Origin of the sequence: Massilia sp. CT11-108 (genome assembly GCF_047302915.1) — a bacterium.
Lineage (GTDB): Bacteria > Pseudomonadota > Gammaproteobacteria > Burkholderiales > Burkholderiaceae_D > Telluria > Telluria orientalis.
In genome coordinates, this window is record NZ_JBKYMO010000124.1 from 1 (window position 1) to 13,094 (window position 13,094).

At 57.1% G+C, this 13,094-nt stretch carries 15 protein-coding genes and 1 pseudogene; 6 read left to right on the top strand and 10 right to left on the bottom strand.

Translation table 11 applies throughout. The annotated features are described in order from the left end of the window. Positions 1–9 precede the first annotated feature (9 nt). The 4 genes from ACEN88_RS12475 to ACEN88_RS12490 all read right to left on the bottom strand — a co-directional run bounded on the left by ACEN88_RS12475 (position 10) and on the right by ACEN88_RS12490 (position 1,642). The gene (locus ACEN88_RS12475; RefSeq protein WP_413339967.1) at positions 10–153 is read right to left on the bottom strand and encodes an NAD-dependent epimerase/dehydratase family protein; all 144 of its coding nucleotides are present in this window, start codon (positions 151–153) and stop codon (positions 10–12) included. A 92-nt stretch (positions 154–245) separates the two neighbouring features. After that, positions 246–779 (bottom strand): helix-turn-helix transcriptional regulator, encoded by a 534-nt coding sequence (locus tag ACEN88_RS12480; protein ID WP_413339969.1) that lies wholly within the window; start codon positions 777–779, stop codon positions 246–248. After that, positions 743–1,159 (bottom strand): HipA N-terminal domain-containing protein, encoded by a 417-nt coding sequence (locus ACEN88_RS12485; RefSeq protein ID WP_413339970.1) that lies wholly within the window; start codon positions 1,157–1,159, stop codon positions 743–745. Before ACEN88_RS12485 ends, ACEN88_RS12480 begins: the two co-directional genes overlap by 37 nt. 48 nt (positions 1,160–1,207) lie before the next feature. Further along, positions 1,208–1,642, bottom strand: a complete 435-nt coding sequence (locus ACEN88_RS12490) for a phytanoyl-CoA dioxygenase family protein (RefSeq protein WP_413339991.1) — start codon at positions 1,640–1,642, stop codon at positions 1,208–1,210. A gap of 45 nt (positions 1,643–1,687) precedes the next feature. Between ACEN88_RS12490 and ACEN88_RS12495 the strand changes: the two genes are divergently transcribed. Then, entirely contained in the window at positions 1,688–3,370 is a 1,683-nt protein-coding gene (locus tag ACEN88_RS12495; protein WP_413339972.1) for a recombinase family protein, read from the top strand. Positions 3,371–3,793: 423 nt separating this feature from the next. On the opposite strand, the gene ACEN88_RS12500 is transcribed toward ACEN88_RS12495, so the two are convergent. After that, positions 3,794–4,417: a recombinase family protein gene (locus ACEN88_RS12500; protein ID WP_413339974.1), complete on the bottom strand. Its 624-nt coding sequence runs from the start codon at positions 4,415–4,417 to the stop codon at positions 3,794–3,796. Positions 4,418–4,673: 256 nt separating this feature from the next. Here ACEN88_RS12500 and ACEN88_RS12505 point away from each other — a divergent pair, with 256 nt between their 5' ends. The 3 genes from ACEN88_RS12505 (at position 4,674) to ACEN88_RS12515 (ending at position 7,166) form a co-directional block, all read left to right on the top strand. Further along, on the top strand, positions 4,674–5,375 hold the full coding sequence (locus ACEN88_RS12505) for a hypothetical protein (RefSeq protein ID WP_413339976.1): 702 nt from the start codon (positions 4,674–4,676) through the stop codon (positions 5,373–5,375). 330 nt (positions 5,376–5,705) lie between these two features. Next, positions 5,706–6,221, top strand: a complete 516-nt coding sequence (locus ACEN88_RS12510) for a DUF4145 domain-containing protein (protein WP_413339977.1) — start codon at positions 5,706–5,708, stop codon at positions 6,219–6,221. Positions 6,222–6,503: 282 nt separating this feature from the next. Beyond that, complete coding sequence (locus ACEN88_RS12515) at positions 6,504–7,166, top strand: hypothetical protein (protein WP_413339978.1); 663 nt, start codon at positions 6,504–6,506, stop codon at positions 7,164–7,166. Here ACEN88_RS12515 and ACEN88_RS12520 read toward each other — a convergent pair. The 5 genes from ACEN88_RS12520 to ACEN88_RS12540 all read right to left on the bottom strand — a co-directional run bounded on the left by ACEN88_RS12520 (position 7,163) and on the right by ACEN88_RS12540 (position 11,725). Further along, positions 7,163–8,380 carry a hypothetical protein gene (locus tag ACEN88_RS12520; RefSeq protein WP_413339980.1) on the bottom strand — a complete coding sequence of 406 codons (1,218 nt, stop codon included), beginning with the start codon at positions 8,378–8,380 and terminating at the stop codon, positions 7,163–7,165. The genes ACEN88_RS12515 and ACEN88_RS12520 overlap by 4 nt on opposite strands. A 598-nt stretch (positions 8,381–8,978) precedes the next feature. Further along, on the bottom strand, positions 8,979–9,452 hold the full coding sequence (locus tag ACEN88_RS12525) for a hypothetical protein (protein ID WP_413339982.1): 474 nt from the start codon (positions 9,450–9,452) through the stop codon (positions 8,979–8,981). Between the two features lie 10 nt (positions 9,453–9,462). Beyond that, positions 9,463–9,690 carry a hypothetical protein gene (locus ACEN88_RS12530; RefSeq protein WP_413339984.1) on the bottom strand — a complete coding sequence of 76 codons (228 nt, stop codon included), beginning with the start codon at positions 9,688–9,690 and terminating at the stop codon, positions 9,463–9,465. A gap of 557 nt (positions 9,691–10,247) precedes the next feature. Next, a complete protein-coding gene (locus tag ACEN88_RS12535; RefSeq protein ID WP_413339986.1) occupies positions 10,248–10,652 on the bottom strand; it encodes a phytanoyl-CoA dioxygenase family protein in 405 nt (134 codons plus the stop codon). A 35-nt stretch (positions 10,653–10,687) separates the two neighbouring features. After that, positions 10,688–11,725: a hypothetical protein gene (locus ACEN88_RS12540; RefSeq protein WP_413339988.1), complete on the bottom strand. Its 1,038-nt coding sequence runs from the start codon at positions 11,723–11,725 to the stop codon at positions 10,688–10,690. Positions 11,726–11,825: 100 nt separating this feature from the next. Here ACEN88_RS12540 and ACEN88_RS12545 point away from each other — a divergent pair, with 100 nt between their 5' ends. Both ACEN88_RS12545 and ACEN88_RS12550 read left to right on the top strand, forming a co-directional pair. Next, the gene (locus ACEN88_RS12545) at positions 11,826–12,317 is read left to right on the top strand and encodes a DUF3828 domain-containing protein (RefSeq protein WP_413339989.1); all 492 of its coding nucleotides are present in this window, start codon (positions 11,826–11,828) and stop codon (positions 12,315–12,317) included. A gap of 136 nt (positions 12,318–12,453) precedes the next feature. After that, positions 12,454–13,094: pseudogene (locus ACEN88_RS12550) on the top strand (hypothetical protein); the annotation flags it as partial.

The following is a 13,094-nucleotide window of genomic DNA, read 5'->3' on the forward strand; positions in this document are numbered from 1 at the left end:
TCGGCAGCGTCATAGTTTTTTTAGAGACAGTTCGGCCAGCCCGGCCGCATGGCCGGCATTGCGCGTGACGACCGTGACGGGTTCGCCCCGGCGCAGCAGTGCGCGGGCCGTGGCCGAGCCGACGTGGCCGGTGCCTCCGATGATGATGTGCATGACGATCTCCTTTCGTAACCGAAGAAAGGAAGATCTTAAGAGGGAGTCCTGACAGTTTTTGTCAGGAGCGACAGAAGGTCAGCGGCCGATCATCAGGTGGGGCGCGGTTTTCTTTTCGTACGTCGGTGAGCTTCGCCGACGAACGTATCCTCAGCTATATTTTTCTTTACTTGGGCTGAAGTAATCGAGGAATCAGGCGTGCCCGCGGTCGTTTCGTGCAGTCGCACGATCTTGTGTAATTCGTCGTCCAGTGCGGCAGCCCTCAAGTTGAGTGCCCGAATGTAGCTGGAAAGTTCTTCCCTCTTCGCGAGGGCATTATGGATGGCCTTTGAAAACTCCGTGTCATGGTTCGTCGTGATTATTCGGTCACTGACGGACTGTGGCTGGTCATCGGCATGCAACTCACGTTTGATCGGAACGAACGCCACCTCCAGGCCAAAGAACTGTCCAATGCGATTCATTGTCGCGACAGTGGGGTTTGCCTGGCCAAGCTCGATCGCCTTGATGACGCGTGCACTGACCCCGCGATGACGAGCGAATTCTTCCTGCGTCATGCCGGCGATCGCGCGCATTTCGCGCACGCCTTCGGTCAGCGACAGCCTGGCGGCGGCCGCGGCCTCCAGCATTCGGTCGCGCCGTTCACGGGCCTCTGCCTTGTCCTGTTCGGGCAGAGCCAACTGCTCGGGTTGAAGGCACCGGCACGCAGCAAAGGCAGGTCGGAAGCCTGGGCGTCGGGGAGCTTCAGATGGTCGAGAAGGAAGCGGCGTCCGTTACCCTGCGGTACGAGATCGTACAGAAAAGTGGGCCAGGTTTTCCGGACATGACGGTCTGCGTCCACGGGGAGAACCAGCGATATCGGGGGCGGTGCATTGCCGAAGGCGTAGAGCAGATCGTATTCGAACACACAGTCGTTCGGCCGGAAGCCATTCCGCACCACATCGGAGAAGCTTGCCTGCGCCGCTTCCAGCCACTCGCCTTCGTGAAAAATCTCGATATGACAGTCCATGCCCGGCTTGTGCTTTAAAAGTGCATTAAAAGGTACTGGAAGAGTATATCAGTCGAAGCCACGTACGGGAAAATCCGCATCCCGCTGGATCCAGTTGCGCGGCGAATAGGCAGTGCGCGCATCCGTCACGTGCAAGGTAAACGCATGCCGCGACACCGCCGAGCGATTGGGCGCGCTGTAGTGCGGCAGCAGCCCATGGAAGCAGACGAGATCCCCGGCCTTCGCGGCCAAAGGCACGGCCGTGCTGTCGTCCGGCCACGGCGTACTGTCCAGTTTTTCCATCGCGATGGCATCGTCGTCGCGGAGAAAACGCTCGCGCAGCGGGCCGCGGTGGCCGCCCGGTTCGACCCACAGGCAGCCGTTCTCGATGGTCGCGTCTTCCAGCGCGAACCAGAACGTCGTCACGCTGATCGGCGTGGAATCGAAGAACGTCGCGTCCTGGTGCCAGCGCACTTCGCCGCCGATGCCGGGCTGCTTGAAGATGTAGCTCTACTAGCGGTTTGCACCCCATGCCTGTAAACTGGGGGCATGGATACCAATACGCCCAAACCGCTCGCCTATAGCTACCGTAGATTCTCTCACGCCAAACAGAACGAGGCCGGGAGCCTCAAACGTCAGAAGGATATCGCCGTAGGGTATTGTCAGAAACACAATCTACAGCTTGTCGAGGATGAACAGTACACATTTTTGGATAGGGCCACTTCGGCATTCGATGGAAAGAACCTTGATGACAAGGCCGAGCTACGACGCTTCCATGATCTGGTAGAGGCCGGGTCAATCCCGGAGGGTTCGTATCTGATCGTTGAATCACTCGATAGGTTGTCTCGTCAACATCCGAGGCAAGCGCTTCCAAGGTTCCTCGATCTTCTGAACGCTGGAATCAACATCGTAAGCGTCAATGATGACAAGGTTTACAAAGCCGGGAAGGTGGACGAGCTGGACCTAATCGTCAGCATCATGGAAATGTCGCGTTCGCACAGCGAGAGTTCCAACAAATCCAAACGCGTTGGCAAGGCATGGCGTGACAAGCAGGAGGACGCCCGGAACGAGCGTAAGCCGATGGGAGCTACCCGGCCTGCTTGGCTCGATCCAGTGTACCGGGATGACGACAAGGACAAGCTGAAGAGGAAGCCAACACACTATGTCGTCAACGAAGCGAAGAAGCAGATCGTCAAGGACATCTTCCAATGGACGATTGACGGCTATGGACGCGAGGCGATTGCTAGGAGGCTGAACGAAGCGGGGATACCATCGTTCAAGGGGAAGACGTGGGGCGGCTCCAGCGTTGCCCAGATATTGAAGAGTCCCACGGTTCTCGGTATTTACCAGCCGTACAGCGGCAAGGGCAAGGAGCGCGTCAAGGTCGGGGAGCCGATAACGGGCCTGTATGAACCAATCATCGATGAGCGGACGTTCTACGAGGCCCAGCAAGCGACTACAGAGCGGTTCATAACGGGAGCGAAGAAGCAGTCACGCGGATATAACGTGTGGCAACGAATCCTTCGCTGTACGCGATGCCATGCGGCACTGAACGTCTATACCAAAGGAGCGAAGCAGCCCCCTTACCTCCGCTGTTACGAGGCCGGAAAGGGAAAGTGTGACGCTAGGTCGATCCGACTGGACCGGGCCGACGAAGTGTTCAAGGAGCTGCTTACCAAGGTGAACAGTCTGGCGCTGGTGCAGAGTGACGCCCGTAGCCTTCAGGCGCAACTGAACGAGGTACGGGGCCGCATGGCCGAGCAACAACGGGCAAGGGCTGAAACGTTGGATTTCTTGCGTACCCGTCCATCGTCAACGCTACGAGCAGAGGTAGCGGATGCAGACGACGAGATAGCACGACTGGAAGAACGGGAGCTGGAGCTGGAGAAAGCGCTTGCGGCAGACCGCATCACGAACAAGGAAGACTTCTTCGCACGGCTGGACTTGGTCAGCAAGGAGGGGCGAGCTAGGGCTAACGAGCTGCTGAAGCGGCTGGGAATCCTTGTCACCGCGTTCAAGGAAGCGGACGACTCGATTACGTATCAGGTGCACAAGAAGGAACTCAAAATCTTGAGGATCGTAGATACCGGGAAGACGCTCCAGACCGTCAGCTACAGTACGGACGTGACGATGGCGATGTTCGATCAAGGTGAAATTCGTGAGGATGAACTTGAGGTCAATGTCGGGTTCAATCGAAGGCTCAAGTTGAAGAAGAAGCCGGAGACGGCTTGACCAGTGTTTCTCCAGCCGTGATTTTTGAAAAGGAAATTTTTGCAAATTGCCCTTCCGGGCAGATAGGCCGGAACCGTCTGGAATATATCACTGGAAAGTGAAAAACTGCCGGGGAGCGAGCGGGTTGCTTAACACATCGCCGGGGCGGGTCGAATGGCCTTCCCGGTCGTGGCAAATATCGATAGGGCCGTCCGGAGGGGGCGGATGGGGTAACACTACCATTCGAGCGTAGAACGGCTCCTAGAGCCTCTGAACGCGTCCTAGGGCCATCAGCAGGGCCGGGAGTCACTAGGACTGGAGCCCGCAGGTAAAGGACAATCGCCAGGAAGGCCATTTAAAGGCTCATAGAGACGATTTGATGAGTTTGGCTACGTAGCCATCAACTCATGCATTAGAAGGCCGTAGCGGGCCTCCTATCGCGTCTCATGCGCTTTCCTGTGCTTTGAGCAAGGCCGCTTGCTTCGCTACCGTGCCACGGCTGCATCCTACCAGTTCCATAATTTCGTTCCAGCTTGATTGACCGGCTTTCAGGTGACGTTGGATCAGGGCGTTACGGTCGGCGTCTTCCTTGCGACCCTTGTACACGCCTTTGGCCTTCGCTTTCTCGATACCCTGTGCAGCACGGCGGCGACGGTCTTCGTAGTCCTTACGAGCGATAGCGGCTAGCATGTCCAGCATCATGTCATTCACTGCCGCGAACATACGGGCCATCGTGGGATCGGTGGTCGTCATCATCCACGACGTAGGCAGGTCCAGTGCTACTACTTTGATTTCCTTCTTCTTCAACGTGGCCTTCAACGATTCCCAGTCGGCTTCGTCTAGACGGGACAGGCGGTCTACCTGTTCCAGCAACAGCATGTCGCCGGGGTGGGCGTCGTCGATCAGTTTAAACAGGGCTGGGCGCTGGAGTGATGCACCGGATTCGTTCTCGACGTAGAACGCTGCGATCTTGAGCCCCTTGTCAGCGGCGAACTGTTCCAGTTGCTCTTTGGCACGATTTGCATCCGTCTCTTTCGTGGATGCTCTGAGGTATGCACGTACAAACATGTTGTTCCTTTCAAGCTGCTGTGTCGATGAGTCTATTATACACAGTCTATTAAATAAGGTCCATTATAAATGGTCCATTTGAATTCTGATGCCCTTGGGCTACCTCGTCGGCATCGGTCTATCTGGGGCATGCCCTATTTGCACCAGTCGATGTCTGGATGGTGCAACCGATCAGTAAAGAAGTTTGCTTCGTGACAATTACTGTTTTATTATGAAATTCCTAAAACATATATTGTCCAAAACTATGTCCTTGAACATGAACCGGGTTATCGTTGCCTCTGCATTCGGAGCAGTGGTCGCTTTGAGTGGTTGCGTTACTGCCGAACCCGTCCCAATGCGTCAAGCGTTTCCGACAACCGAACCGCGTTACGCGCCAGAACTGAACACAATCAGTAAGGCAGAGCTGGGCGATTCGATAGTTTCTAAAGAGTACGTCTCTCGGGTGCGTGCTATCACCGTCGAAGGGGGGGCTGACGATCCAAACCCGCCCGGAACGACATCTGTTTTTCCCGGCGACCTTGAACTGATCGCGTCGCGTCCGGAAGGAGAGTATTACGCTGGGACCAACACCTACTATGTGATGTTAGGTCAGAGAGTACCGATGGGCGAACGTGGAGGCGTGTTCGTCCCAAGCGACAAGTCGAAGCCTGCCGTGATTTACCACTTCGCTAACGGATATCGTTACGGCACCAAGCCGATTGCCTACACCCCAAAGGAAATTGTCAGATTTACGGCTGAGAGCTTCCGTCGTGAACTCGTCTACAGCGGGGTATCGCAGAACACGCTTACGCTGATGTATCGCGAGTTCAAGGACAACTTTGCGCGTCCCGCGTTCACGCAAGAGCTGAAATATGACCTATCCCAAAGCCGTGTGATCGGCTACAAGGGCGCACGATTTGAAGTCGTTGACGCAGGTAACACAGCCATCACGTATAAGGTCCTGAGCGTCCTTCAATAATCGAACTGAACCGTCAAAAGCCGCGCTCAACAGCCTTGTCCGATCTGATCCCGCTCTCTATCGGCTAGGGCTGATGAGCGTCGTAGACATGCCGGACGGCAAGTCGTACACTGAATCATCTCGTTACAACACAGGGGAAACTAAGTGTCACAGTTAGTTGCTGATTGCCCGCGATGCGACGCACAGAAAATCACGTTCAATGTTCTCGCCTCTAACCATGTACATACTAATTGGGGTTGGCAAAGGTATTGGGAAGCGTACAGCGTGTGCGGCCATTGTGACAATGGAACGATTTTTCTCGTCAGTCAGCAAGATCGGGGAACCGATACTATGTTCGACCGAGTGAAAGGTCGTCTTGAGGCTCTCGATGTAGTCATCAATGGTTTTGTTAATGTCGAGAGATACCTCTCTATCGGAGATATTGCTGCCGAGCCTCCTCCGGAGTACCTTCCTGAGCACATACTTGCTGCATTCAACGAAGGCGCGAAATGCCTTGCTGTAGGCTGCTTCAATGCTGCGGGAACCATGTTCCGTCTTTGCGTCGACATGACGACAAAGGAAAAACTTCCAAGCGGCGATGTCGAGGGGCTAAATTCCAAAACTCGTCGTGATCTTGGCCTGCGGCTACCGTGGTTGTTCGATAATCGCTATCTTCCGGAAGACCTTCGCGACTTGTCCCACTGCATCAAGGAAGACGGAAACGACGGGGCGCACCAAGGAACGCTAACTGAGGCCGACGCTCTCGATTTGCTCGACTTTACGACCGAACTGTTGGAGCGTATCTATACGCAACCGGAGAAGGTAAAACTTGCGGCTGAGCGTAGGGCACAACGCCGCTCCACGTAAGCCGCTCCTGTCATTCCGCTCAGGACAGCTCCGGGTCCTGAGCCTTCCTCCGCACTCCGAGCGACTCCGACATCACCATCAGCTCTGCTTCACGCTTAGGCAGGGAGTAGCACTTCACTTCCCTTCCGGTAGGGTCAAAATAGCTGCCGGAAAAATTTCCGTGAGCGATTCCGGGGGCTACCCGGTCCATCGTGTTTTTCCGAACACGATCTGAGGTTGCAATTGATGTTTCCGTGACTCCAGTAGTGCGACAATGACACATCACTAGTTTCAGGAGTCGTCATGCATCAGTTTTGGGGGAACGTCGGCCGAGTGTTGCGATGGATAGTTATTTCGGCGGTATTGGTAGCACCCATCATCGTCTACATTTGGACGTTCGGTACAGTAATTAGCAACGATCCGAATCTATGGAGTGCGATGGGGTCGGCGATGTCGGGTATCTACGGCCCGATCCTGTCAGTCCTCACGTTTTTCGTGTTAATCATGCAAGTGCGCATGCAACGAGAAACGAACGTCCATACATACGAACAGGCGTACTTACAAAACGCCAAGGCCGATTTGGATTTCTACCTGGCTCAGTTGGTCAAGGCTCTCGAAAAGAGCTACGGTTCTGACATCCCTGCGCGTACGATTCTTCGCCGTTGGTACGAGCAAGCAACAGTTGAGCAGCTTTCCGGCGAACCGCTGAAGCAAGCAGCGAAAGAGATGGAACAACGCGTCCCACAACTCCAAGCGATTTGGGCCGCTATTTATCCGATCTATGCCGGTTTAAGTTCCAGCTCTCGGACACAGTTCAACCTGCACTTCGTCTCTGCAAAACAGAAGACCATTGCAATGATTTCGTTCCCGACTTGCGTTGCACTGGATCATTACCTTCATTGCATCACAGAAGGGAGATTGGGCTACGTGTACCAGTTCAGCCCTACTCTGTCGCCTTCAACTTAACTCCATAGTCCAACAACACTACTTCCCGGCCCCTCGGTCAATAGGGTAGCCGGGGATTTGCCCTTGTCGATGGCCTTGTCGTACGCTCGTACGTCCATCGTTGGCTTTGCTGGGTGTTTGTTGGCGTATCCAATAAACCCGTACGTGTTCTCTAGCTCGTAGGCGACCATTCCCGGCGTTCGCAGTACGCCTTGGGTGAACAGGTACTTCCTTACCTCGTCAATATCCATATCGGCGTCCACTGCCTGTTCGTACAAGCTGGCGATGTAGCGGGTTGCTGGCGTCATTTGCCCTCCCGTTCCTCCGCTGCGATACGGGCTAGTTCGTCCGCTACCGTCTTGCCGGATGGCTTCGGAGCCGTCCAACGGGTGACAGGCTTCGTTGGCGTCGTCGGCATGGTCGGCTGGCGCTGGGCTACTGGCTGGGCCTGCTGGGCTTCCTGCTTCGCTTCTGCTGCGATCTGGAGCAAGTGGAGCCGTACCAGTTCGTTGCTTGAATTCGGTAGTGGAGCCGAGGGATTGAGAGTTGTCGGTGCTGCTGGCTTCTGGTGCTTCTGTAGTTCGCGTTTCATGTTGTTCACTTTCGTTAGGTTGTGGGGCTGCTGGTGCAGCGGGAGTGGACATAAGGGCGTCCCTGTACTTCTGGCGCTGGGCTTCACGCTTCGCGATGTTCGATGTGAACTCGGAGCCGAAGTACGTCTCACGGCCCGGTACATCGCTTTTCGACCGCACTTTCAGGAAGTAGGTAGCCCACTTGATGCAATCGGCCAGCTTGTCCGGCGTGTTCATGCGGGCGAACATCTGCCCACCGTGCATACGGTTCTTCGGGGGCTCGATGCGGATACTCAGCTTCCTACGCTTGATGCGTCGAGCGATGAAACCGCCTTCTGTCACGTCCAACAGGTCGGACGGGAAGTGTTTGGCTGTTTCAACGATGACGAATGCGTGAGCATGAATACCGCCTTTCTCGTCTCCGACTTCGTACGCCCCGATGTATTCGGCTCTGCACTTGGTGCGGATATGGCGCATGATGGCCTTCATCGTTGCTTGGTATTCATCCTTGGTAGAGCCCGATAGGATGAACTGGTAGGCGATAGCGTCTTTCAGATCGTGAGTGGTAAATACCTGCTGTAGCGTATTCAGCTTTCGTCTTGAATGTAGACCTCCGTTCTTCTCGTGCTTCAGGATGTCATTGGTGTATTTCGTACGTGCCATTATCGTTCTTTCATTTATGCTTCTACTGGGCTCCCTGTAAGGGGGAGCCAATAGGGGAAGGAGTATTGACTATTTCGATATCCTTCTATTGTTTAACTACTTCTTTATCTCTTACTCTTTATTACGGCAGAGGATTCGTTTGTCATTTCCATCAGCAAGAGCCTCACTTTTCATAGGAGCGGAGGCATAAAATACGGGTGGATTTGAAAATGTTCTAATACGTCGATTACACCTTTGCGATGGCGGTAGCTAGGTCGATCAAATGACCAATCATTTTCGATCCGCCCACGCTGTGTAGCTCTGATAGCCTCTGCAACTTTTGCCACTGATTCGGCTCTAGGTAAATCTGTTGACGCTGTAGTTCGTTCCCGTCGTCAAATAGGACAGCTTGGCGGGAGCTATTCGGAATCGGTGTCACTTTCACAACGTGCGACTTGCGGTAATTCATATATGTTGTTCTTTCATTAATGTTTGTGGAACGCGCAGGACATAAGGAACCCTTGGCCTGTTGGCTAGATGCGTACGTTCTGCGGGTGTAGTTACTACTGTGCCGGGACGGCGGAGGCGCTTCCTCGCGGGGAAGGCCGGAGGGAGGGCTTTACTTCGTCAGGCGGGCACGTTCTGCCGCTGCTGTCGCTTCGATCTGCGCAATTTCTGCTGCTGTACGTTGGCGGAGGGCCGCGATTTGTTTTTGAAGCGCTTCTTCCGCTGCTTTTACTTCACGCTCCAGAGCTTGACGCTTTTCTTCTTCAACGATACGACGGGCTTCTTCGCGTACTTGTTTCTGGTGTTCGCGTTCCTCTGCTTCGCGGCTCAGGTCCGTTGATTCCTTTGCTTTGTTGATCGCGAGTTCATCGGGTGAGCCGATTACCATCGTGAAAAACGCCATACCGTTTTGCATTACTTCGATTGGTGCATCGGAGAAACAATATCCGTTACGTGCATGTACCACGCTTTCCGCAAATGCTAGGTTGGCTGGAGCGGCAATCTTGATTGCGAAGGGGCGCTTCTGCACTGCTGGCGCTTCTGGTACTACTGGAGCCGTAACGGCTGGGGTTGATTTACTTGTCATACTATTCCTTTCAGTTAGTGGTTGATTTGATGCCACGGTGTCTGATGTACTGTGAAACGCGTTCGCGATTCCAAATCAGTCCGGACGGCGTTTCAAACTGCTGCTCATTGAGGCGGGCAGCAATTGAACGAAGCGTGCTATGGGGGCGAAGCGCTGTAATCACTTCGTCTACCATTGTGTAATAGTCCGCATTACGCAGCGGCATCCCGAAAGCCGGGATCGCGTTTTTTACGAGCATAGGTATGCCTCCTTTGTGAGGATGAGTTTTCGGTGTGGGATTGGTCCGAGGGCTGGACCGATGAATAATGCTTAGATCGATGTAGACATGTGATCTGTCTACCCCGTATCTTACACCATGGAAGCTTTCTTGTCAACCAGTGTATATACACACTTGACATACCGATAAATCGTCATCGCCCACCGGGGGAAGTTGAATCTGCCAAAGAGGCAACTTTCCACCGCTCGATAATAGAACTTTGTGTCCACCAACGTGGTATTTCATGCACGCCGATACACAAACTTTCCATCGCCCGTTACTGCAAATTTCGCGTCATTTTCCCTATGGGAGACGATCCAAAACGCTACCAGCGAACGCCGGTACTTTTTCGTGCTGTCAGAGGGCGTTTCGTCGCAACTCGGGGCCGTTTACTGCTTAAATTTTGTGCAAAAAGAAGGGCTGACGAAAGTGTCCCGACTAAGCAAATCGAGGGGGGCCGGGATGAACCGAAATTGGGCTAGTCCGGGTATCGGCGTCTGTCGATGCCTGTAGTCATGGGGTGTAAAACAACAAACGATCTACATCGATTGCCAGATCTGCGGCTGTTCCAGGCCCAGGTCGCGCGCGACGGCCGCCAGCTTCGCATCGTGCGTAAACGCCTTGAACACGGGGTCGAGGTCGTGCATGGCGTGGCCGATCTTGTTGATCGACAGGGCCTTGGCCTGCTTCAGCTGGCCGTCCGGGCCGAAGGCTTCCTCTTCGAAGAAGCAGCGGATCGTGTTGTCCGAGCCGAGGAACCAGGCGTCGCTGGCTCTCGCCTGGTCGCGCGTCGTGAAGATGGCGCGCGACTCCGCGGGATCGAACGCGTCGACGATTTCGCCGGCGCGTGCGCGCAGGCGCGCGATCTCGTCGGGCGCTTTGAAATTCGGGATGACGATGTAGCCGTCGCGCCGGTACCGGTCGCGTTGTTCGGGAGTGAGCATGGCGTGGTCCTTCGACTAAACCATGCCATTGTAGATCAGGCGGCCACCGTCCACGCACCGTCCGCATACACGCGCTCGTCGTCCAGGTACACCGCGTCCGTCACGACGAACACGTCGATGTGGTAGCGCGCATCCTTGCGCTTGAACCCCGGTTTCGCATACACGCCATGCTTGGCGCCCAGCGACAGGTGGATGCCGCACATGCGCTCGTACGTGCCGATGTCGTCCACGCGGCGCTCGCGCGTGAAGGCGCGGTTCATGCCGAAGCCGAGTTCGCGCACCCAGACTTCGCCCTCGTCGCGGCGGATGATGTCGAGGACTTCCTGGAACGCCGGCGTGACGTTCTCCGTGCCGACCACGCGGCCCTTGTCGATGACGAGCGTGATCGGTGACTCGGGCCGGTTGACGAGGTAAGCCGTGTCGCCGAACACGTGGACTTGCGCGCGCCCGCTGACGGCTTCCAGGTCCCGCGCTTCCGTGAACACTTCGCCGATCGGGAACTGGCCGCCGACATTGTTCATCGCGCTGTAGTCGCCCACGTTCAGCTTGGCGCTCTCCAGCGGCGAGTCGAATACGAGGACGTCGCCGCCGCCATGCACCTCGGCACGGCGGGCGCGGTCGATGCGCGCCTTCAGCGCATGGCCCACGCCGCGGAAGTAGGCGGGATCGTAGGCCAGCGCCTCGATGTAGTGCCCGCCCTGCGCGCCCGGCATGCGCGACAGGTGCACGTGCTCGATCACCTTCAGGCCCAGCTTGAAGAGTTCCACGCGCAGGCGGAAGCCGTCGAGGCGGAAGTTCGTCGACTGCACCAGGACGACGAGGTCCTGCGGCGCCAGCGTGCGGAACGTCGCGAGCACCTCGTCGGGGGCCACCGTGTCGAAGTCGACGAAAGAAGCGTCCGGCAGGTTCGCGCGGTACGCGGCGACGAGGGTGAGGGCCAGGGCCGTGCGGGTGTCGAAGACGACCAGCGCGCGCCGCTCGGACGTGTGTTCGAGCGCGATCGCGAGCACGTCGCGCAGGTGCGCGGTGGCGGAGTCGATGGCGGCGGCGGGCAGGGCGTCGGTGGGCGTCATGGCATGGGTGAAGGGGAAGACAACCCGCCATTATACCCTTGCGGCAGGTCACGATCAGGCCGGCCGGAATGCTGCACAGTCTGGCTGTCAGGAGCCCATCATGTTGATTCATAAAGGAAATTTCCTAAAGCTCATTCTGTTTGGCGTGCTGCTGGTTTGTCTCTCGGCGCATGCGGCGGCGTTGCGCGCACCGGAGACCGTGGCCGCGGAATTCTATGGCTGGTACCTGCAGACGCTGGATGCCGACCAGGATCCCCTGAGCGACCGCTACGATCGCCTGAATGCATACGTCGCGAAGCCCCTCGTCGACCAGCTGGTGAAACGCCTGCAGGAGCAAAAGGCGGCGGCCGGCGACTACTTCCTGCAAGCGCCGCGCATCCAGGGCGCATGGCTGCGGGGGCGCGTGCAGGCCGTCACCCTGCGCCGCCAGGCGCGCAGCGCCGACGTAGTCGTCACCCTCGACGGCGACGGCGACGCGAAACATGAAGTGGTACTGACGATGGTGCTGGACAACGGCACCTGGAAGATCCGCCACGTGAACCGCGCGGCACTCGATGCTGCCGAAAGTTCCACTTCCCGCGCCGCTATTTGATCCCTGAAGCACAGCCACGCGCTACTCCGTGAACAGGGCGCCGTCGGCTTGATCCCGGCGCTATGATTTCAAAACGATAACGGTCCCGACGTTGGGGGGACCGTCGAACTTTTTGACGATCAGACGGTGGGAGCGCATGGCATACCGATGGGAAACGCCGGCCAGTATCTGGCTGGAGGATGAACGCAGCGGGCAGTTCGAGCTCGTGTCCAGCGACGGGCTGGGCCGGATCGACTGGCAGGCCGCCGCGCGCGGCCGCCTGACCGATTGCGCGCACCTGCTCGGCGCCTCGCTGCCGCGGTCCTGCGACCACGCCGCCATCTATCCCGAGGGGTTCGCGTTCTGTCCCACGTGCGGCCGCCCGCTCGAACGCCTCGGCGTCGCGCCCGAGCGCCATCCCGACTGGTGGGGGCCGTATGCGGATGCGCTGCTGCCCCGGCACGTGCCGCATGGCCTGCCCGTGACGTCGCTGGCGCTGGGCGACAGCCTCGAAGAGCGTCCTCCCGCGCCGGAAGTCGGCCGCTTCGACGCCGCCATGCCGCCGCCGCCGAACGCCCATTGCGTATTCGCAGCCGCCACCTTCGGCTTTCCCGAACAGCGCCTGCTCGCGCTGGCGCCGGGGCGGGGCGTGCTGCAATACTGGGATCCGCTGGCGGAAGTCTGGCACGTGCTGTTGCCGGAAGAGGGCGCGGCCGACCTCGCGTTCGGCGCATCCGATTACGGCTGGCTGCCCACGTCGCACCTGCAGGTGCCCGCGCGCCGCGGCGACGTGGCGCT